This window comes from Vibrio ulleungensis (assembly GCF_016900875.1).
GTDB lineage: Bacteria > Pseudomonadota > Gammaproteobacteria > Enterobacterales > Vibrionaceae > Vibrio > Vibrio ulleungensis.
Map to the genome: position 1 here is coordinate 156,342 of NZ_JAFEUM010000003.1, position 20,869 is coordinate 177,210.

Below are 20,869 nucleotides of genomic sequence, written 5' to 3' on the forward strand. Positions count from 1 at the left end.
ATCCTTGTAGGGGTTTAGGCGCTCATCCTTTCACTGCACCGCCGGTCAGTCCGGCAACAATGTATTTCTGAGCGATAACAAAGAAGGCGAGGGCCGGCAAAACCGTGATCGTCACGTAAGCGAGCACTTTATTCCATTCAACGGCGTATTCGCCTTGGTACTGCATAATACCCAGTGTCCATGGGTATAAGTTTTCTGAATTAAGGACCACCAATGGCAGCAAGTAGTTGTTCCAACTGGTGACCAGTACAAACACACCTACGGTGGCCAAGATGGGCGTTGATAAGGGGAGCACGATGCGAAAAAAGAAGCTGTAGTATTGGCATCCATCCATAATGGCGGCATCGAACAGTTCACTGGGGAGCTGTTCAAAGAACGACTTGAACAACAAAATAGCCATCGCCAGTCCAAAGGCCACTTGTGGAATGATCACCCCAAGATGTGAGTCTAACAGCCCAAAATCGCGTATTTTAATGAATAACGGCAAGATCCCTGTGGCAAATGGAAACATCATCCCCAACATGAAATAGCTGAAAATGTATCGATGTCCCGCAAACCGAATATGAGAGAAGGTGAATGCGGTCATCGAACCTGCTAGCAGTGTAAGGAGCAAGGTAAACGACGATATGATCAGCGAGTTCACCATAGAGCGCCATAAAAAAGGGTTGTTTAACACACTGGCGTAGTGTTCAAACTCCCAAACACTGGGAACGCCAATGGGGTTAGACTGCAATTCGCCCAGACTTTTAAAGCCTCCCAAAACCGCGGCGCTGAGTGGCACAAGTACAAACCCGACCGCCAGCATCAAAAAACAGAATCGAACCCAGTTTCCAAATAGTCGTTGAGTCATAACTTATCCTTATCTTTCATCAGAGCGTTTTGATAAGTGAAGGCGAAGAATACACAGCCAATGAACAATATGACGCCTATAGCGCTACCAAAGCCAATGCGCATCCGGCTAATACCGAAGGTATATAGGTAACTCACAATGGAGTGGCTTGAGTGGCTAGGGCCGCCATTGGTCATAGGAATGATCAAATCGAACAGTTGCAGTGCACCAAGGATGCTAAAAAATAGCGACAAGATAATGGCGTGACGGATCAGTGGGATTTTTATGTGCCAAGTGGTTTGCACTGCATTTGCGCCGTCTATTTTGGCCGCTTCGAGGAGATCTTTCGAGATGCCTTGCAACGCAGCGATAAATATCATCATGTGGAAGCCAAAATACTTCCATACGATAACCAGCAATATCGCGGCAAAGGCCCAATCTTTGTCGCCTAAGACAAAGTAATTGTCTAGACCAAAGGCTTCTGTAATGCTGTTAACCAGGCCGTATTGACCATCATAAATGAACTTCCAAATAAGCCCCGCAACGACTTCTGCCAAAATGTAAGGCATAAAGAAAATCAGCCGGAAAACGGTGTTGGCCATAGATCGTTTATAGATGGCAAGTGCCAGTAATAGGGCGAGAGGTATTTGGACCAGCAGTGACACTATGACAATTTTGAGCGTATTCCATAACGCATCATGGAATATTCGATGCCCCAAGACTTTTTCATAGTTTTGCGTGCCGACGTATTGATTAAGCTCACCAATACCATCCCATTTAAAGACACTAAATACAGAGGCCTCAAATAGCGGTATTACCACAAACAGCGTAAACAGCATTAAGGCCGGTGGTAAAAAAATCAATAAAGTGATTAATCGACCACTTTGATTGCGTTGATAAAACCACAATCGAAGCCTCGCCAACTTGCTGTCAGGGGTAAGGTTGCCTGCGGGCTGACTGGCATAGCGTGATGTTGGAACGGCAGTATCTGAATGTTTCATAACGTTCGCTCTCCATGCTGCTTACTCAATGACCAAGGTATTGATAGAGTCACCCGGTAATTCAAAGCAAGTTGTTGTGCCTTTGATGGTGAGCTCAAGTGTCATATCGCGCGCAAGCGGATTAAACACTACCGCGACAATGGAGCCGTCGGGGTTTTCAAATGCCACACTGCTGGCACTAAAGCTGCCGCTGTGCTCAATGCGATGAGCACCTTTTTGTATGTAACGAGAAAAGTGCTTCATGACGTAAAATTCGTGGGAAAGCTCATAGGACTGTGTTTCTTGGTCCACCACAACCAGAGAGTTTTGCTTCCATCCCCAAGTGCTTTCGCCTTCTTTTTCCAAAATCATGTTCCAGTAGACATAGGCATAAGCACCTAAACTGAGATAGTGCTGGAAAAGATCAAAGACGTAGCGCGCATACTCCCAGCTGTTCTCGCCATCGCCGCATTCATTTTCAGATTGAATGAGGTTAAGTTCAGGCCAACTGTCGCGGGTTTGCTTCATGGCATATTTGCCGCACCACTGGTAACTGACGCCACGTATGTACTTATAGGCATTGGCGTCATGTAATACCGTGTTGGCGTAGTTGTGATAGCTAGAAGAAAATTTACGTTCGTCTACTTCGGGCCCGTTAAGCGTCCCAAGCCATATTTCACTGTTGATATGATTGCGTTCGAAGGCAGGGCCTAAGTAGCCGCCAATGAATCGAGCAAATTCGTCGCCAGTCACGACGCAAGAAGGGAATTTCTGCGAAGACATCGGCTCATTTTGCACGTGGATCTGCGCAATATTGATGTTGCGAAGTCGATACTCTTCAATAAACCGAACAAAATAGTCTGCGTACGCTGTGAGGTAGGCGTCTTCCATTTTCAGACGACCATAATTGTACGCCTGTGGAAACTTCATCCAGGTAGGTGGACTCCAAGGTGAGGCAAACAGTTCTAAATCGGGATTCATGCCTTTTGCCCACTGGATATAGGGCAGTAGATGCTCTTCATCTCGGTCTACTGAAAAGTAATCCATTGAGAAATCATCTGCCACTTCATTGTGGCTGTACCATGACGCTGCATAATCGCTGGCACCTATGGGCATGCGGCAGAAATTAAAGCGTAAACCGTCGTAGTTGGGATCGAATAGAAGCTTTTGAAGCTCGGCTTGATCTGTTGGGTTAAGTTTGAGCAGCGCGATGTGGCCCAATTCGTTAAAGCAGCCACCAAAGCCCAGCATTTCTTGGTCTCGGCCAGCACCTAATAACAGATGACAGTCTGCTTCGATAGGAGGACGACTTGTGTTAATAGTTTTGTGTTGCCACTTATTGTGTTTTGTGGAACTAATCCATTTCATGGTCATCTCTCCAAATAATCCAAGCACAACTAGATGTTACCTAGTAGCTGTGGGCAAATTAATAGAGAAACTGTTCAACCGACTTTAACAAATCGTTCAATGTGATTGAGATCGTGTCTATGGAGGTTTTACCCCAATTGCGCGTGAGCAGTCACATTTTCGGATAGTCAGCTGGCGAATTAATAACCTAATTGCAATAGCTGTTCTAAAATGGGAATCCGGCTTAGAAACGGGCGAGAAAGTGTATGAGTTATCTGTATAACAACGGTTTTTTGCATGTGCTTACCAATGCGCGTCGTCACCTAAGCAATCTAGGGCTGGTCGAATTTGGGTACTTCCCCAACAAGCCATTCATTCTCACCTACGACAACACCACGCTTAACTTTTCGTTTTTAATTTCCGGTGAAGGCAATTATCAGATAAATGGACAGCGAGTGTTTGTTAAAGCCCCCTGCGTTTTGGTTCAAAAGCCCGGCGATCATTGTAAGTACGGGCCGTTAAAAAAGGGTAAATGGGAAGAGTTTTACTTTATCTATGAGCCCAATGAGCTCTGTCGTTATAGCTCGTCAAACATTTTGCAAAGCGATGAGATGTTTTGGCCTATTCATAACTTTTTCGCGGTCGAAAATTGCATACTAGCGCTCACTGACGCCATAGACTCAAACCAACCTGCCGACGTTATTGAACAGCTATGTGAAACCTTGCTAGTGACATCCAAAATGCCTAAGCAAGTGGATCATCAAGATAAAGTGATCAGTTCCATTCGAGATCTTGCTATGAGTATTAAGCAAGATTGTCATCAACCGTTAAATTTCTGGACGCTGGCTGAGCAAATGGGCTTGTCGTACTCAAGCTTTAGACGCTCTTGGATTATGCTCTACGGGGTGAGCCCAAAAACCTATCAGATGGATGTCAGGGTAACTAAAGCCGCGAATTTATTGATCAGTACCGATATGCCAGTGTCGGTCATTGCGGAGCAAGTCGGCTACTTTGATCCCGCTTACTTTTCTACATTGTTCAAAAAACGCTATGCATTAAGCCCTGCACTTTACAGGAAGAGCTACGATGCCACTTTGCCTTCGGAATATCTTGGGCCTACAAGGCCATCTGAAGAAGACACTTATATTGAACGAGAGCAACAATACTACCGGTAGCGTTACAGGGTGACAGGCACGTGCTTTAGATTACCAGCGCACTCATCCTTAATCCATTAGTGACGACTGGTACGGTGTTAGAAAACGCTTTAGATGAAACCATCGAGGTTAATCTCGATTTCATGCCGCAGTTTCGATAACGTTAGCTATGCTTTATTGAGCTGAAACAGCTTCACTTGCCAACACTCATACCTCGCACATTTCAGCTAACACCTGTACGCTGAAATGTGCGATACTGGCGATCTTTGATGAGGAGAGCGCCTAATGACAGAAAAAAGTCCCGCACACTACACCGCGAAAGAAGAGCTATTAAACAGCGCTTCGCACGCTATTGGTATGGTGCTTGGCATCATTGGGCTGATCATGCTGTTGGTAAAATCGGTTAATAACAATGCGGACGCATTGACTATTGCGAGCATGAGTATCTACGGGGGCAGCATCATAGTGCTGTTTTTAGCCTCGACCTTATATCACGCCATTCCACATCAACATTTAAAACGCGCCCTCAAAACATTTGATCACAGTGCCATTTACCTACTCATTGCCGGCAGCTATACCCCGTTTCTATTGGTGAGTTTGCGCACGCCCCTGGCCATTGGGTTAATGATAGTGATTTGGTCCATTGCACTTATTGGCGTGATCATGAAAGTAGCGTTTGTGTATCGTTTCAAAAAGGCCTCGCTCATCACCTACTTGATTATGGGGTGGCTGTCGCTGATAGTGATTTACCAACTTGCAAAACATCTCGAGCCGGGTGGATTGGCACTGCTTGCAGCGGGGGGACTCATCTACTCACTAGGGGTGATTTTCTATGTGGCTAAGCGGATACCGTATAACCATGCGATATGGCATGCCTTTGTACTAGCGGGCTGCGCCTGTCACTTCTTTGCGGTATATTATTACGTTTATTAAATAGCGTATTAGTGTTTTGACTCTCTCACCTTCACAGCCCAATCAACCTATCACTATTGCTCTTCCGTCGCTTGTGCATCGCATTGGTGGGCAAAGTGCTCGCGAGTTAAAAGTGGTGGCACTACAGCACCACTGTGTATTAGCTCGCGTTCGTCGTTCACGACATTGGCAGCTGGTAGGGCTTGCAACTCATGTAGATGCGTTTATCGAGTCAATCGACACTTTGAGCATTGAGAATAAACCTTACCTAATAAAGAAACTCCGCCAAGGACTCGCTCCATATGAAGATCTGCTCGTTCCATTGGAAGAGAAGTTAAGACGTCTTCTGCAACAAAACCCTGCAACCTCTATTAGCCAACTGGTGGCGAATACTCACTGCACTGAAGCCCAAGCAAGGCGAGCAGTGTTACTATTTGATGATATTTAGAACAAATCGTTGACGTTACATAATACAAATAGCCATAAGTACGCCTCTCTAGCAGTCGAATTAAAACATACTTATCCTTTTCTTTTGGGTTGTTGAATGTGTTTATTAATAGAGAAGCGTTATTTTAAGTTACTGTAGTTATCATAATTTAAATATAACAATGTTGAGTGTTATTTCTCTAGGTTTCCATATATTAATGAGTGTAAGTATATATTTCCATTCGGAATGTGAAATTGATTTGCTAGCTCAAATAATAACCAGAAATATCCGCGATAGATTGTAAGTCATTGTTTTTTAATGACCTATTTCATTGTCTGATGTTTCATTTTGTTAGTATTTGTCAGAGGAAAGTAAAGGTAAGATCTCGATCACTTCTATTGTAAAAATAAGTAAAAAAATTCCGAGATTAATCACCTTATTGAATTATTGTACTACAAGTTAATTTCGTCCTAGTTATTATCCATACATCTCTCCCACACACTAATAAATAGAAGATATTATGGATCTCAATACTGCTATAGTCGGCATTTATTTTTTATTCTTAATTGCCATAGGGTGGATGTTTAGAACATTCACAAGTACCACTAGTGACTACTTCCGCGGAGGCGGCAGCATGTTATGGTGGATGGTCGGTGCGACTGCGTTTATGACGCAGTTTAGTGCTTGGACGTTCACTGGTGCTGCAGGTAAAGCCTATACCGATGGTTTCGCGGTTGCGTTTATCTTTTTGGCCAACGCATTTGGTTATCTGATGAACTACCTTTACTTCGCTCCAAAATTCCGCCAACTACGTGTTGTGACGGTGATTGAAGCGATTCGCATGCGTTTTGGTAAACTGAACGAGCAAGTCTTTACTTGGTCAGGTATGCCAAACAGCGTGATATCAGCCGGTATTTGGCTAAATGGTCTGGCGATCATCGCTTCGGGTATCTTTGGTTTTGATATGACCACGACCATCATATTGACCGGTTTGGTTGTATTGGTGATGTCGGTTACTGGTGGCTCATGGGCGGTTATTGCCTCTGACTTTATGCAGATGGTCATTATTATGGCTGTGACGGTTACCTGTGCGGTTGTAGCTATTATTCAAGGTGGCGGCGTCGGTGAAATTGTTAACAACTTCCCAATTCAAGAGGGCGGTTCGTTTGTTTCAGGTAACGATCTTAACTACCTAAGCATCTTTGGCATCTGGGCATTCTTCATTTTCTTCAAGCAGTTCAGCATCACCAACAACATGTTGAACTCGTACCGCTACTTGGCGGCAAAAGACTCGAAAAACGCTAAAAAAGCCGCGCTATTGGCGTGTATCTTGATGACTATGGGCCCAATTATTTGGTTTATGCCTTCTTGGTTCATTGCCGGTCAAGGCGTTGACCTTGCAGCAACTTACCCTGATGCAGGCTCAAAAGCGGGTGATTTCGCTTACCTATACTTTGTTCAAGAGTACATGCCAGCAGGTATGGTGGGTCTGTTGATTGCGGCAATGTTTGCAGCAACCATGTCGTCTATGGACTCTGGACTTAACCGTAACTCAGGCATTTTCGTTAAGAACTTCTACGAGCCGATTGTTCGCCCTCAAGCATCTGAAAAAGAGCTGATGGTTGTCTCTAAATTGACGTCTACGTTCTTCGGTATCGCTATTATTTTGGTGGCGCTGTTCATCAACTCGCTAAAAGGACTAAGCCTGTTTGACACCATGATGTACGTGGGTGCGTTGATTGGCTTCCCGATGACCATTCCTGCGTTCTGTGGCTTCTTTATTAAGAAGACACCAGACTGGGCAGGTTGGGGTACCTTGGTTGTCGGTGCAGTCGTTTCTTACTTCGTTGGTTTTGTAATCAACGCAGAGATGGTCGCTAACTGGTTCAACCTAGAGCCGCTAACCGGACGTGAATGGTCAGATCTTAAAGTAGCGATTGGTCTAATTGGTCACTTGATCTTTACCGCTGGTTTCTTCTGCCTAACTACGCTGTTCTACAAGCCATTGTCGGAAGAACGCCAGAAGAACGTAGACAAGTTCTTCGAGAACCTAAGCACACCTCTAGTCGCAGAGTCTACTGAGCAGAAGAAGCTGGATAACAAACAGCGTCGTATGCTTGGCTCACTGATCGCTGTGGCTGGCGTGGGTGTTATGGCTATGTTTGCACTGCCTAACCCACTATGGGGACGCATGATATTTGTTCTATGTGGTGCCATTGTGTTCTTGGTCGGTCTGCTGCTGGTTAAGGCGGTTGACGATAACGTTGAACAACTGGACCCTGCAACAGATAGCTAACACTACCTATAACTAGCGGCTCATTGTGAGTCGCTAGACCCTTTCCAAAAAATAGAAAAGAAGCTAACAAAAATGAAGAAAACACTCCTTTCAAGCATGATTGTTGCCTCACTGACCACCTTTGGGCTAGTCGGCTGCATACAATCAGACACGCAAACAACGATTGATACCGTAAACGCATCATCTGTGATGATGCTGGATTCGGTGCAATCTTTGACAAGGAATGATTTATTAGCCACGGATCGGTTAGCTACAGTTGATGGCGCAACAATTAAAGAGCAATCACAGGCTCAAGTTGAGGCGCTAAAACAGCAATTAGAAAACGCAGTAGATGGCAGCACTATTACTATCGCTGCGGGTAAATACAGCCACTTAGATGTGGTAAATATTACTGCCAACAATATCACTATAAAGGCCGAACAACCTGGCAGCGTTTGGTTGACTGGGCTTGTGCAATTAAACCTTGAAGGTAACGGGATCACAGTCGATGGTTTGGTGTTTACTGAAGGTGGACCGGCAGAACGTTTTGGCGGCGTTCGTTTGATGGGTGACCAAAATACCCTACAAAATTCGACCTTTTACTACTTCAATCACGATTATGAGTACCTCCCAGATGAGCGCCGCGCTGAGTACCCAAAATACCTTTGGGTATCACTATGGGGCAAAGAAGGACAATTACTGAATAACCGATTTGAAGGCAAGCAGAAACGCGGCACATTGATTGGCGTGCAAAAGGATGAGACACCGGATAATCACCTTATTGCCAATAACCTGTTTTTGGATCAAAAGCCCAATCAGTTTAACGAATTCGATATTAAAGAAGCGATTCGATACAACGGCAACAGCTGGGAAGCGATTCGTGTTGGGGACTCTAAAGCCTCACAATATCGATCCAACACTAAGATCACCAATAACTTGATGATCGATATGGATGGTGAGCGTGAGCTGATCTCCATTAAGTCAGGCGGCAACGAAATTTCGAGCAATACCATTTTTGAAAGCTCGGGGCTTATCTCACTACGTCACGGTAAAGCGAACACCGTCAAAGACAACGTGATTTTAGGTAACGAAAAACGTTTGACTGGCGGCATGCGTATTTACGATGAAGACCATGTCATTGAAAACAACTACATTGACGGTACGCGCGGCCGCGATGGTGAAATTGAAGGCAATGCTGACTTACGTGGCGGTATTGTGATCAATACCGGTATTATCGATGTCGCGAACAATGAAGTGTTGGATCAAGATGTTAAAGGCAAAGAGCTAAACAAGCAGTGGACGCCTAAAAATATCACCATTCGCAACAATACCCTGACTGACACTGAATGGGGCATCGTTTATGGCAACCAAACGCATCGCGTGAGCTTGTTTAACAACGACGAAGTCGGAACCATTTTTGCTGGTGTTGGAATCCACTTTGACAGCAATATGGTGGATAACCATGACAATCCGGACTTTGTCAGCGTGAGAGCCACGCAAGAGCTGCCGCTGGTTGACACAAGCTACAGCAATGAAGTGTACGTCGGAACAGTGACTCAAAGTGAGCAAATCTCTGACTATTCAACGGTATTGCCAACTAAAACCTCGGTAAATGGTTTTAACCAATATCAAGGCGTCGGTGCCGATGTTGACGCGCTCTCTATTGTGACCGCAGACACTGCGGGCCCGGATTATGAATTGATCAATACCAATAAGTAAATCTGCGTCATTACGACCAGCCTTCATCAATGTGGGCTGGTCTTTTTTATTCCAGCCTAATCAATAAATGCCGACTATTTTTTCTTGCCTATACGCACTATTATGGTAACTCTTAAGTAGTATTTTCAGACAGGACATGAGCATTGGATAGCCAATCTAGAACCTTGAGCATTTTGGTTGTTGATGACAAACTTAGTGTTCAACAGCTGTTAAACGATTTTTTAACCAGCCACAACTGTTCGGTAGTGAGCGCCTCAAACGGCGTTGAAGCGTTACAAATTATTAAGCAATCAAAGCCCGACCTGGTGCTGCTCGATATTATGATGCCGCTGATGGATGGGTATGCATTATTGGATAAAATTCGAGAAAACAGCCAGTTACCCGTTATCCTAATTAGTGCTAAACAAGAAGAACAAGACATCGTGAGGGGCTTTGACCACGGCGCCGATGACTACATTATTAAACCCTTTCGCATGCAAGAGTTGCTGGCGCGAATCAAAGCGGTATTGAAACGTAGCAATCATGGCTTTACTCACAATGACCAGTTAATAGCGGGCCCGCTTTCCCTAGACATAACCCGTAACGAGCTGCGAGCAGAGGATGAAGTTATTGATGTCACTAAAGCCGAGTGTGCGCTGTTGAAGCAGCTGATGCAATCGGTGGAAAGTGCGGTTAACAAAGCGGAAATATCGTGCAGTCTCATTGAACAAGGGTTCAGTGGGAGTGAGTCCACCTTGAAGATCCATGTCCGAAACCTTCGTAAAAAGCTGGAGCCTTCAACTAAAGGGCAGGTAGAGATAGAGTCCGTGTTTGGAATTGGGTATCGGTTAAAGGTCATTGGATCGTGAAGTGGCCCCTACGCTATCAATTTGTCGCCACTTATTTATTGGTGAGTGTGTTTACGGCATGTGTCATTTACGCGCTAGTCGTTTTTACCTCTGAGCAACGTATTTCTCAGTTGAAATTGAACTACCAGACAGAAGAAATGATCGCAGAGATCGTCAGTTGGTATGAGGCCGAAAAAGATTGGCGAGGATTTGAAGCCTATTTTGTCACACTGCATCCGCAGTACATCCAACTGGCCGGAACACGTGAAGACAACCCTAATCCAGTAGCAGCAGAAGAGTCTAATAGTCTAGAGCCAGGAGAGACACCACCAAGAGGTCCTGAAGGACCAAAGCGTCACGGCATAGTAAGTCAATCAAATGTTGTGCTCGCCAACTTTCTTGGTTTTAGGGTAGGGGACGTCATTTCTAGCGCTTACTTAAGAGAAGCACAACCGATAACAGTTGAGGGCACTTTAGTCGCTTGGATAGTCCCTCCTGAAGCGACAGGCTTAAGTCTTGCTTCGCAACGTGAACTGTTTCAAGATAATTTTACTCAAATATTCAAAATCTCGCTGATTGTCGGCGTAATTGTTTCACTCATTTTTGGTCAAGTATTCTCCCGTTGGCTTTTAAAGCCGATGGACAGGCTATATAGCGCGATGTCCTCTATGGCCAAAGGGCGTCTATATCAACAGGTACCGGTTACGTCGAACAATGAATTGGCAGAGTTGACGCTTGGCTTTAATAAAATGAGCGAAAGCCTTACTCAGGCCGACCAAAAAAGGCGACGTTTGACTGCCGATATCACTCATGATCTGGGTACGCCTATTCAAGTGATTTCGGGCTATATAGAGATGGCCCAAAACGGTGATGTTGAGCTTAATAATGAGCGACTTAAGATCGTCCGCAATGAATTGAAACTGGTTGAGCGATTGATAAGAGATATGAATCTATTGGCCAAAACCGACTCACAATCCCTGAGCTTACAACTGTCGGAAGTACCACTTGATAAGTTGTTGGTTGCAGTTCATCAGCGCTTTTTACCCAAATGTGAAGAGAAACAGATCATCTTGCTGCTCAATCTTGAATCGACGCTTCCTAGCCTCTATTTGGATGAAGCGCGCATGTTACAAGTACTGGGTAATTTGCTGGAAAATGCTGTTCGCCACACGCCTAGTCGTGGAAAGATCGTGGTCAGCGGTAAGCAATGTGATGGTTATTGTGAACTGCGGATCAAAGATAGTGGTTGTGGTGTGGCACCAGAGAAACTTGAACATATTTTTGACCGTTTTTATCGGATAGAGCCGGCTCGAAGTGGGTCTGACGGCAATTCCGGATTAGGACTGACGATTGCAAAAGGGATATTGGATATGCACGGTGCTGAGATAAAAGCTCACTCTGATGGAGCCAATGGGACAGAGTTTATCATTCGCATGCCGCACAAGATAAATACTGCGTAAAGCCATGCGCTAATACCAACCAATAAAAAAGGTGAGCGTTGTGCTCACCTTTTGGTTTTTTTACATTGAGCTATTAGGCAAGATCGAAGCGATCAGCATTCATCACCTTGACCCAAGCGGCCACAAAGTCGCTAACAAACTTAGTTTTTGCGTCATCACAGGCATAGACCTCGGCCAAAGCACGAAGTTGTGAGTTAGAGCCAAATACTAAGTCTACACGAGTTGCAGTCCACTTCTTCTCACCAGAACTGCGGCTTGTTCCGACGTATGCACTGTTATGCGGGCATACTGGTTTCCACTCTGTGTCCATATCGGTAAGGTTGACAAAGAAGTCGTTGGTTAATGTTCCTGGTTTGTCAGTAAATACGCCGTGCGCAGTACCGCCATGGTTTGCACCCAACACACGAAGACCACCTACCAATACAGTCATTTCTGGCGCGGTTAGTTTCAGAAGCTGAGCTTTGTCGAGCAGTAGCTCTTCCGCTGGAACAGAGTAGGTTTTCTTAGCGAAGTTACGGAAGCCATCTGCGATAGGTTCAAGAACCTCAAACGACTCCGCGTCAGTGTCTTCTTGAGTTGCGTCTACACGGCCCGCGGCAAAGGGTACCGCGATGTCTTGACCGGCGGCTTTTGCCGCTTGCTCAATGGCTACGTTACCGCCAAGAACAATAAGGTCGGCTAAAGACACGGTGTTACCATTGGCATTAAAGCTAGACTGAATTGATTTGTATACAGTCAATACTTTATCAAGTTGCTCTGGCTGGTTTGCTTCCCAACCTTTTTGTGGAGCAAGTTGGATGCGTGCACCGTTTGCACCGCCACGGTAATCAGAACCACGGAATGTCGAGGCAGAAGACCAAGCTGTGTATACCAGCTCAGAAACAGACAATTCACTGTCGGCAATCAACTTCTTCAGCTGCGCAACGTCGCTGTCACTAATTACAGAGGCTGGCGCGGCTGGAAGAGGATCTTGCCAGATCAAATCTTCGCTCGGTACTTCTTCCCCTAAATAGCGGCTCTTTGGACCCATATCGCGGTGCGTCAGCTTAAACCATGCTCGCGCAAATGCATCGGCAAATTGATCTGGGTTGGCGTGGAAGCGTTTAGAGATCTCTCCATAAATAGGGTCCATGCGCATTGCCATATCTGCAGTGGTCATCATGGTCGTTACGCGTTTTGTCGCATCGTGTGCTTGAGGGGCTTTATGCTCTTCTGTCACGCCTACCGGTACCCATTGCCAAGCACCCGCTGGACTCTTAACTAAATCCCAGTCGTAGCCGAGCAGCATGTCGAAGTAGCCGTTATCCCACTGAATTGGATTTGGTGTCCAAGCGCCTTCGATACCACTGGTTGTGGTGTCGTCACCATGGCCGCTGCCGTGGCCATTTTTCCAGCCAAAGCCCATCTCTTCTAGAGGGGCAGCTTCTGGCTCCGGTCCCATAAGCTCTGGGTCACCCGCACCATGGCTCTTACCAAAGGTGTGACCGCCTGCAACCAGTGCTACGGTCTCTTCATCGTTCATGCCCATACGAGCAAAGGTATCGCGAATGTCACGGCCAGAAGCAAGAATGCTAGGGTCGCCATTAGGGCCTTCAGGGTTAACATAAATCAGACCCATCTGTACCGCTGCCAATGGATTTTCTAGGTCGCGCTCGCCATCGTAACGTTCGTCACCAAGCCACTCACTTTCTGCGCCCCAGTAAATATCTTCTTCTGGTTCCCAGATGTCTTCACGACCCCCAGCAAAACCAAAGGTCTTAAGTCCCATAGACTCAATCGCAACGTTGCCCGCCAGAATAAACAGATCACCCCACGAGAGGTTGGCACCGTATTTCTTTTTCACCGGCCACAATAGGCGACGTGCTTTGTCTAGGTTGCCGTTATCTGGCCAGCTGTTTAGCGGTGCAAAGCGTTGGTTGCCCGTGTTACCGCCCCCGCGACCATCGGCGGTACGATAGGTACCGGCTGCGTGCCACGCCATACGGATCATGAACGGACCATAGTGACCGTAATCTGCTGGCCACCATTCTTGTGAGTCGGTCATTAGCGCTTCAAGGTCTTGCTTAACTGCTTTTAAGTTAAGAGTTTTGAACGCTTGAGGGTAGTTGAACGCTTCACCCAGTGGATTGGACTTAGTGTCGTTTTGATGAAGAATTTTTAGGTTCAGTTGGTTAGGCCACCAATCTACGTTTTTAGTTGCTTTACCACCTAAAGTGGTATTGCCACCATGCATGACGGGACATTTCCCTGCTGATGCTTGTTCACCGTGCATTTGATTTCTCCTTAAATACAAATCTGTAGACTTACATTTTATGTAACTGAATAAACCTAGCATTTGTCGTACAAGATTCGGTTTACAAATAGTTTAGAAACCGGTTATTTGTTCTTTGAAACCGCGTTATCGGACCTTGGATTGATCTAGGTCAAACCTCTATCAAGAGTAATATCAAATTCAAGATCTTGCCTGTAATCGATGCTTATTGATGATTTAGGTACTTTCTTGGGCTAAGACACAGTGCTATTGTTAGCTCAAGTAAATCTAACGTACTGATAGTATTGGCTTTTGAAAAGCCAGTTTGGCAGTAACACTCATAGAAGGACTAACGCCTTGTTATCCAATAAGAAGTTTAAAGTACTGGTAGTTTGCATGGGCAATATTTGTCGCTCACCAACGGGCGAAGCGGTACTAAAAGCAAAAGCTCAAGAAAAAGGTATGCACTTTGTAGACGTTGACTCAGCGGGTACGATTGGCTTTCATAAAGGGAATCCACCAGATCCTCGCAGTAAAAAAGCAGGTGAAGCACGGGGGTATTCTTTTGATGGAATCACCTCCAGAAAGCTGACTGAACAAGATTTCCAAAACTTTGACCTGCTGCTTGCTGCAGATAAGGCCAACTTGAGCGATATGCTAGAAATGGCTCCAACGGAGCACCAACATAAAGTAAAACTGTTTTTAGCGTTTAGCTCAGCGGAGTTGGATGAAGTTCCGGATCCCTATTACGGTGGAGCCAGAGGGTTTGAAATTGTGTTGGATTTGATTGAGGAAGCCAGTGACAACGTACTGGCTGAAATTCAACGCAGAGTACAATAGCGTATTTTGACGGTTGGTGTTGAGGTTCAGTAAATCGGTAAAAGTGGGGCTCAATGGCCCCACTTCTATATTCGGCTAAAGACGTTTTTTCAATTCAAATTCAAATTCGTCTGGAAACAGTACGATCCCTTCTCCATTTTCGTCGGGATATACCACCACCGATAAATCGTCTTCTGCCAGACCAACGGTCCAGCGGCTTTGCCATTTAGCGGTAGAAATAGCTTCTGCGGTAAACCCTTCCCACTCTTCTGTTGCCCAAGCAAGTGCATCTTCTTCGGTTGGCCAAACGGGTACACACTCTTCTTCTTCGGTATTAAGTAATACACTACCGTGCTCGTCAATTAAAAGCCAAATCTTACGTTGCGACGCTGCCGCCTTAAAAAATTGATTCATACGTTCGGTTGGGTCTTTCGAAATAGACATACGTTCGAGCCTCATTTAATGGATAAGTAGGTTCATATCGACCTATGGGATGAATGATGTCAGGAAAGTGTGACGGTAGCAATGTTAGCCTGCACGCTTTTCTGTTTATAACAGGCATACATGGCTCATCCAAGCGGTGCTATTTATTGCAGCCGGTATTCCGTTAACGACGCTTGCCACTGCTCACTACCACGAACCTTTAACAACGCTTGATTAATGCTTTCTCGAAGAGGGCTGTCTTCTGGTAGTATCAGTCCGTAGTTTTGTTTTTCAAATTGATAAGGCAAAACCGAGATTCCCTCGAGTAACCCTTCTAAATTGGCCTGCCCAATGGTGTATTTAAGCACGGCATCATCCGCCACAATAGCCTGTACGCTGCCGTTGTCCAGTGCTGTCATCAATCCGTCGAGATCTTCATAGGTGGTATGGTGAATGCCACGCCTCGTCAGGTATTTAGAGGCAGTGCTTTCGAGTTTAGCCGCCACTTTTTTATCTCTTAAATCGTTAGGACCATTAATGTCTGAAGTGAGTGCGCCAAGGGTTAAGCTACTGGCGAGTAACGCAGTAATGCTTGCCAGTGCAAAGGTGGTGATCACCGCCAGTAGTACGGTTAATACGCGCCCAGTTAATGTTTGGAATTCATAATAGTTAAAGGGTCCCTTGGTAATAAAAAGTAGGCCTAGGATGAAGCCTTCAATACCTCGTGCCGATTTGGACTTCATTGAGTAGAGTTTGCTGTTTACTCGGTGTTCAAGAAAATAGTAAATCGCGCCCACTATGCTAGCCACCAGTGCAACTAAGCCAAGTATTTTCCATAGCTTTGCGTTGGTGATTAAGTTAATCACCATGCCACCAATACCTATCGGTTTTACCGCGATGGCAAGATGGGTCTCATAAAAAGAGTGAGTGAAATCCAGTCGCTTTTCGCGCTCAGGTGTGATGGAGATGCATGAAATGCCTACAGCAATGCTACTGGCCTCTACCTCTTGCAATAGCGCTTCTAGTTCAAAATTGTTTAATGAATAATCGATATCCAATTCTTTGGCTATCTGGTCCCAAAGCAAAACGCTCAGACCTCGATATTCAACTTGGTCATCGCTGGTGGATTCGATGATAAATGGGGGGCAGTTATAGCTTCCGACTTGAATAGATTGCGCGCTATGAGCGGGTAGGGCAATAAACAATCCAATCAGTGCCCATAACCAGTGTGTGTTGCGAAGCATCATAACCCCACCTTTGTGCTGTTAAACGTGGAATAAGTATATGCACTACAGGCCAGAATGCCTTCTCAAAAGGGGATGGGCAGCATTTCGTTTTGATAAATAAACGGGGTGCGCAGCCATGACTGCGTGCCCCGTCAGTCTAAGTGCTTACTGGCGCTAGATTTTGAATTGCTTAAGCTCTTTATTGAGTTGGTTTGCCGATTGGGCTAGTGCATCAATTTGCTGATTAAGGTGTTGCGCTGATTTGCTGATTTCCAAACCTGCTTCACTGATATGATCGACATTACTATTCACTTCTTCGGTCACGCTACCTTGTTGCTCGGTTGCGGTTGCGATTTGAGAGATAAGGTCATCGGTATCGGATAACGCTTGCTGAACGCCGTTTAATAGAGTTTGCGTCTGCTTTGCGTATTCATTAGTCGACTGCACAATAGTCTTTGACTCCTCACTGGAACTGACGGCCTCATTCGATTGGCGAGTGAGTACATCAATCGTGGATTGGATTTCGTTGGTGGACGATTGAGTCCTTCCAGCCAATTGCCTTACTTCGTCGGCTACAACCGCAAAACCACGCCCTTGCTCGCCAGCGCGAGCGGCCTCAATGGCAGCATTGAGAGCCAGTAAGTTGGTTTGCTCTGATACATCCTGAATCACTTTGGTCACAGACGTAATGTCACTAACACCTTGTTCGAGCGCATTGGTCATTTCGCTAGAGTGACTTATAGACTGAGTCATCTGCTGCACCGCTGATAAGGTCTCATTCATCAGCTCATAGCTTACATTGAGGTCATCTTTGACACTGCTGCTATTGGTTGACGCAGATTGAGTATTACGTGCAACGTCATTAATGGTTGCGCTCATTTCTGTCATTGCCACTGAAAGCTGAGCCAGTTGCTGCTGCTGATCTTGTAGGTTCCTGGCGCTTTGAGCGCTAGTAACCGAGACATTTTGCGCCATTTCTTCTGCGCTATCGCCAGCTTCCTTAGCTCTTATTAATGTGGTTCTAAACATGCTGGTAGAGTTTTCTAAGGCGTGAGCTATATCGCCAATCTCGTCTTTGCGCATCAAAGCGAAATCCACGGTCAGATCACCTTTTTCAAGCTCCCCTACTCGTGTACGCAGCTGTTGCAGTGGACGGGTGATATCGAACACAATCCAGCGAGAACAGAACAGAAGCAACGCGATACTGCCTAAAGAGAACAAGAGCGTAGAGCGGATATCTGACCAAAAGGCTTGGTCGATGTCGTCGGTAAACACGCCACTACCGACAATGAGCCCAAATTCAGGCACTAGTTGAACATAAGAGACTTTATGATGAACGTCATTTTGCGGTGACAGCCAATCGTATTTAACAAACCCCGATTTATTCGACAGCGCTGTACGCGTCATCTCAGCCCAATGCAGGTGACCACTTGCATCGGTGACTTGCGCCATCGATTTCCCTTCGCTCGATTGTCGTAGAGGGTGCAAAACCAAGTTGCTATTGGTATCGGTTATCCAAAAATAGTTACTTTCGTCATATCGAACATGACGAAGCGCGTCGATCGCTAGTAGTTTGGCTTGCTCTTTATCATTTGGATTCTGAGTCGAAAAACCACTCAGCATAGAGGCTGCGGCTTCTACTTGTTGTTGAATGCTTTGCTGCCGAGTTTGGTGCATGTCCAGATAGTTCTGATACAAGATGACATAACAGTTGAGAAAAAGCAGTGCAACGGAAAGAGAAATGAGAATTCGCATTTTGCTGCGAACGTTAAAATCCTTTAGGGAGGGCATTGATGAATGTGTCCATTTTAGAATAGAACGACTACTTTAAAAAATTAACATTGGAAAGTGTAGGGGAATTGTCACAAAGTAAGACAAATAAGTATTGCACGATCAATGTGTTGACGAATTATTGAACGGAAAGGTGGAAGTTTAATCGCGACTGTTAGCCGATTATATCGACATCGCTTAAAGCCACGGTTTTAGACTAATTTTGTGGCACTGTGATGGGTTAGAGGGCGTGTTTAATATTAGAGAGTAGCATGCTGAAGTGGCGTCCCCTACAGGATTCGAACCTGTCTCTCAAGCTTAGGAGGCTCGCGTTCTATCCGAATGAACTAAGGGGACACTCAGCGTATGCTAACACAGTGTTTCGTAAAGTGAAATCTGTGCAACTCACTAATACTAAAGCGGATATACGGTATTTGAACCTAAGGTGTTATGGCCGTAGCGGTGTTATTTTTTCCAAGTTGTTGTTTTGAAAAATGTAGGGGACTCACCGAAATGAAAGGTCAGTTCCCCTAGTTGAGGCTGTAGCTTATCAACGCTGTTGCGGTGATAGTCTAGCGACTAACTGAGACAGTATCTCCGAGGTTATATTGATTCAGTTGCAGCTTGAGTGACTCAGACATTTTGGTCAGTGTTGCGATTTCGTTTTCTAGTGAGCCAACGTTATCCATTGTTTTGTAGGAGTGAGTGCTGATTGAGGTGACGTTTTGGTTCATCTCTTCGGCAACGCTCGATTGCTCTTCGGCTGCTGTGGCGATTTGCATGTTCATGTCATTGACGTCGGCCACGGAGTTGGCAATATCGGTAAAGACATCCTCGGTGTGCTGGATCTGCTCGACAGAAAAACTCACTTTTTCCAGTCCAGCATCTACGGCTTCAACGGCTAGCGTACTTCTGCGTTGAAGTCTGTCGATCATGGTGGAAATCTCAACCGTCGATTGCTGGGTTCTGGACGACAAACCTCTTACTTCATCGGCGACAACCGCAAAGCCTCTTCCATGCTCGCCTGCGCGCGCAGCTTCAATGGCTGCATTTAGGGCTAACAGGTTAGTCTGATCCGATATGCCGCTGATCGAGTCGGTGATATCTCGGATTTGCTGACATTCGCTGGCCAACTCGTTAATTGAAGCTGCAATGTTTGAAAGGCTTTCCGATAGCTCGACGATGGTGTCGCGGGTCGATAACACCACGGTTTTTCCACTGTCTGTCGCGCTATTGGCGCTGGCCGCTAGCTCGGATGTGCGTGAGGTGTTTTGCGCGATTTCGTTAACGGTTGCGCTCATCTCGTTCATCGCTGTGGCGACTAGCTCGGTTTCGACGTGCTGCACATCCATGCTGTCTTTGGTTGTGGTGCTCGCGGTGCTAAGAACATTCGTTGCCTGAATGAGGTCTTGCGAAGATTCGCTAAATCGACCAATAACGGCTTTCAGCCTACCCTGAAGCATCTTAGCAGACATAACGGTTTCACCAATTTCGTCTTGTTTAATAATCTCTATTTTCTCGGTCAGATCTCCAGCCGAAATACGTCGGATAATTTTGGTGAGCCGGTTAACTCTTTTGATGACATCGACATTAATGACGTAGAGCAACAAGGCCATAATTCCGGCGATCCAGAGATTTGCGGCAATATGAGCAGCGTCGAAGTTTAACAGTGCACCACTGCTCCACTCCATTAGCAATATCGACAAAAACAGTAAGCCAACCATGATATTGGTTTTTGCTGCCAAGCTTAAGGTCAGAAGAACATTAGGCTTAGGAATTTTCTTTTGTAGATCAGAATTTAATGTGGCGTATAAAGACTCAGCGTCAGTGATCTGCTTTCTGTTTGGGCAGCTTCGAATAGACTGATAACCAATTTTATTACCGTTTTCAAAAACGGGCGTGACGTAAGCGTCAACCCAATAGAAGTCTCCATTTTTGCAGCGGTTTTTTACTAGTCCTTTCCACGGTTTATTCGCTTTGACCGTCGTCCACAAATCTTCGAAAGCAGCCTTTGGCATATCTTTATGACGCACGATATTGTGATTGGCGCCAATCAGTTCATCTTCCGAATACCCACTAATCTCTATAAAGTCGCGATTGCAATATTGGATTACGCCATCTAAATCGGTTACTGAAACCAATGTAGCGTTTTCACCGAACTTTCTTTCTTTGTGTTCCATGTAGTCATACCTACTATTTTATTTTTATGTCGAGTTTTTGTTCCGTCGAATGCATTGACGCCTGTTCAATTAAATCGTCAACCATGGACATCACTGGGCCTTGTTACTTTTTGTTACAATTGGGCACTTTAACCGAAAGTACTAGGAAATTTTGTGTTCTTGATCAATAGAGACATAAGTCACGAAGTGTGCAGAAATTAGCAGTTGACCGTGACTGGCAGAGCATCCACGACAAGCGATTGAAATGAGAGGTAATGAAGGATTTTCATG

Annotated in this window: 16 protein-coding genes and 1 tRNA gene; 8 read left to right on the top strand and 9 right to left on the bottom strand. The window is 45.5% G+C overall.

Going from position 1 to position 20,869, the window contains the following annotated elements; translation table 11 throughout:
* Nucleotides 1–22: 22 nt before the first annotated feature.
* From JQC93_RS09325 to JQC93_RS09335, 3 genes are read right to left on the bottom strand one after another with little or no spacing between them, the layout of a single operon-like run.
* Entirely contained in the window at nucleotides 23–850 is an 828-nt protein-coding gene (locus JQC93_RS09325; RefSeq protein WP_205158178.1) for a carbohydrate ABC transporter permease, read from the bottom strand.
* Nucleotides 847–1,830 (bottom strand): carbohydrate ABC transporter permease, encoded by a 984-nt coding sequence (locus JQC93_RS09330; protein WP_205158179.1) that lies wholly within the window; start codon nucleotides 1,828–1,830, stop codon nucleotides 847–849. The genes JQC93_RS09325 and JQC93_RS09330 overlap by 4 nt, the downstream gene beginning before the upstream one ends.
* A 21-nt stretch (nucleotides 1,831–1,851) precedes the next feature.
* Entirely contained in the window at nucleotides 1,852–3,177 is a 1,326-nt protein-coding gene (locus JQC93_RS09335) for a glycoside hydrolase family 30 protein (RefSeq protein WP_205158180.1), read from the bottom strand.
* A gap of 245 nt (nucleotides 3,178–3,422) precedes the next feature.
* On the opposite strand from JQC93_RS09335, the gene JQC93_RS09340 reads away from it, so the two are divergent.
* The 7 genes from JQC93_RS09340 (at nucleotide 3,423) to JQC93_RS20395 (ending at nucleotide 11,930) form a co-directional block, all read left to right on the top strand.
* Nucleotides 3,423–4,331 (top strand): helix-turn-helix domain-containing protein, encoded by a 909-nt coding sequence (locus JQC93_RS09340; protein WP_205158181.1) that lies wholly within the window; start codon nucleotides 3,423–3,425, stop codon nucleotides 4,329–4,331.
* 264 nt (nucleotides 4,332–4,595) lie between these two features.
* Nucleotides 4,596–5,243, top strand: a complete 648-nt coding sequence (trhA, locus tag JQC93_RS09345; RefSeq protein WP_205158182.1) for a PAQR family membrane homeostasis protein TrhA — start codon at nucleotides 4,596–4,598, stop codon at nucleotides 5,241–5,243.
* 16 nt (nucleotides 5,244–5,259) lie between these two features.
* Nucleotides 5,260–5,670 (top strand): ribosome recycling factor family protein, encoded by a 411-nt coding sequence (locus tag JQC93_RS09350; RefSeq protein ID WP_205158183.1) that lies wholly within the window; start codon nucleotides 5,260–5,262, stop codon nucleotides 5,668–5,670.
* 499 nt (nucleotides 5,671–6,169) lie between these two features.
* The gene (locus JQC93_RS09355) at nucleotides 6,170–7,945 is read left to right on the top strand and encodes a sodium:solute symporter family protein (RefSeq protein WP_205158184.1); all 1,776 of its coding nucleotides are present in this window, start codon (nucleotides 6,170–6,172) and stop codon (nucleotides 7,943–7,945) included.
* A gap of 72 nt (nucleotides 7,946–8,017) precedes the next feature.
* The gene (locus tag JQC93_RS09360) at nucleotides 8,018–9,643 is read left to right on the top strand and encodes a polysaccharide lyase 6 family protein (protein ID WP_205158185.1); all 1,626 of its coding nucleotides are present in this window, start codon (nucleotides 8,018–8,020) and stop codon (nucleotides 9,641–9,643) included.
* 143 nt (nucleotides 9,644–9,786) lie between these two features.
* Nucleotides 9,787–10,491, top strand: a complete 705-nt coding sequence (locus JQC93_RS09365) for a response regulator transcription factor (protein WP_205158186.1) — start codon at nucleotides 9,787–9,789, stop codon at nucleotides 10,489–10,491.
* Complete coding sequence (locus JQC93_RS20395) at nucleotides 10,488–11,930, top strand: sensor histidine kinase (protein ID WP_205158187.1); 1,443 nt, start codon at nucleotides 10,488–10,490, stop codon at nucleotides 11,928–11,930. Before JQC93_RS09365 ends, JQC93_RS20395 begins: the two co-directional genes overlap by 4 nt.
* A gap of 73 nt (nucleotides 11,931–12,003) precedes the next feature.
* On the opposite strand, the gene katG is transcribed toward JQC93_RS20395, so the two are convergent.
* Nucleotides 12,004–14,202, bottom strand: a complete 2,199-nt coding sequence (katG, locus tag JQC93_RS09375) for a catalase/peroxidase HPI (protein ID WP_205158188.1) — start codon at nucleotides 14,200–14,202, stop codon at nucleotides 12,004–12,006.
* 336 nt (nucleotides 14,203–14,538) lie between these two features.
* Here katG and JQC93_RS09380 point away from each other — a divergent pair, with 336 nt between their 5' ends.
* On the top strand, nucleotides 14,539–15,021 hold the full coding sequence (locus tag JQC93_RS09380; protein WP_408068595.1) for a low molecular weight protein-tyrosine-phosphatase: 483 nt from the start codon (nucleotides 14,539–14,541) through the stop codon (nucleotides 15,019–15,021).
* Between the two features lie 75 nt (nucleotides 15,022–15,096).
* On the opposite strand, the gene JQC93_RS09385 is transcribed toward JQC93_RS09380, so the two are convergent.
* The 5 genes from JQC93_RS09385 to JQC93_RS09405 all read right to left on the bottom strand — a co-directional run bounded on the left by JQC93_RS09385 (nucleotide 15,097) and on the right by JQC93_RS09405 (nucleotide 20,599).
* Nucleotides 15,097–15,414 carry a DUF2750 domain-containing protein gene (locus JQC93_RS09385; protein WP_236009498.1) on the bottom strand — a complete coding sequence of 106 codons (318 nt, stop codon included), beginning with the start codon at nucleotides 15,412–15,414 and terminating at the stop codon, nucleotides 15,097–15,099.
* A 173-nt stretch (nucleotides 15,415–15,587) separates the two neighbouring features.
* On the bottom strand, nucleotides 15,588–16,670 hold the full coding sequence (locus JQC93_RS09390) for a transporter substrate-binding domain-containing protein (protein ID WP_205158191.1): 1,083 nt from the start codon (nucleotides 16,668–16,670) through the stop codon (nucleotides 15,588–15,590).
* A gap of 153 nt (nucleotides 16,671–16,823) precedes the next feature.
* Nucleotides 16,824–18,440, bottom strand: a complete 1,617-nt coding sequence (locus JQC93_RS09395) for a methyl-accepting chemotaxis protein (RefSeq protein ID WP_205158192.1) — start codon at nucleotides 18,438–18,440, stop codon at nucleotides 16,824–16,826.
* A 260-nt stretch (nucleotides 18,441–18,700) separates the two neighbouring features.
* Nucleotides 18,701–18,776, bottom strand: a tRNA-Arg gene (locus JQC93_RS09400).
* Nucleotides 18,777–18,991: 215 nt separating this feature from the next.
* Nucleotides 18,992–20,599 (bottom strand): methyl-accepting chemotaxis protein, encoded by a 1,608-nt coding sequence (locus tag JQC93_RS09405; protein ID WP_205158193.1) that lies wholly within the window; start codon nucleotides 20,597–20,599, stop codon nucleotides 18,992–18,994.
* Nucleotides 20,600–20,869 lie beyond the last annotated feature (270 nt).

What these genes read in the sequence shown, in the direction of transcription:
- JQC93_RS09325 (WP_205158178.1), bottom strand. Translation starts at nt 850, where the DNA reads ATGACTCAACGACTATTTGGAAACTGGGTTCGATTCTGTTTTTTGATG.
- JQC93_RS09330 (WP_205158179.1), bottom strand. Translation starts at nt 1,830, where the DNA reads ATGAAACATTCAGATACTGCCGTTCCAACATCACGCTATGCCAGTCAG.
- JQC93_RS09335 (WP_205158180.1), bottom strand. Translation starts at nt 3,177, where the DNA reads ATGAAATGGATTAGTTCCACAAAACACAATAAGTGGCAACACAAAACT.
- JQC93_RS09340 (WP_205158181.1), top strand. Translation starts at nt 3,423, where the DNA reads ATGAGTTATCTGTATAACAACGGTTTTTTGCATGTGCTTACCAATGCG.
- trhA (WP_205158182.1), top strand. Translation starts at nt 4,596, where the DNA reads ATGACAGAAAAAAGTCCCGCACACTACACCGCGAAAGAAGAGCTATTA.
- JQC93_RS09355 (WP_205158184.1), top strand. Translation starts at nt 6,170, where the DNA reads ATGGATCTCAATACTGCTATAGTCGGCATTTATTTTTTATTCTTAATT.
- JQC93_RS09360 (WP_205158185.1), top strand. Translation starts at nt 8,018, where the DNA reads ATGAAGAAAACACTCCTTTCAAGCATGATTGTTGCCTCACTGACCACC.
- katG (WP_205158188.1), bottom strand. Translation starts at nt 14,202, where the DNA reads ATGCACGGTGAACAAGCATCAGCAGGGAAATGTCCCGTCATGCATGGT.
- JQC93_RS09385 (WP_236009498.1), bottom strand. Translation starts at nt 15,414, where the DNA reads ATGAATCAATTTTTTAAGGCGGCAGCGTCGCAACGTAAGATTTGGCTT.
- JQC93_RS09390 (WP_205158191.1), bottom strand. Translation starts at nt 16,670, where the DNA reads ATGATGCTTCGCAACACACACTGGTTATGGGCACTGATTGGATTGTTT.
- JQC93_RS09395 (WP_205158192.1), bottom strand. Translation starts at nt 18,440, where the DNA reads ATGCCCTCCCTAAAGGATTTTAACGTTCGCAGCAAAATGCGAATTCTC.
- JQC93_RS09405 (WP_205158193.1), bottom strand. Translation starts at nt 20,599, where the DNA reads ATGGAACACAAAGAAAGAAAGTTCGGTGAAAACGCTACATTGGTTTCA.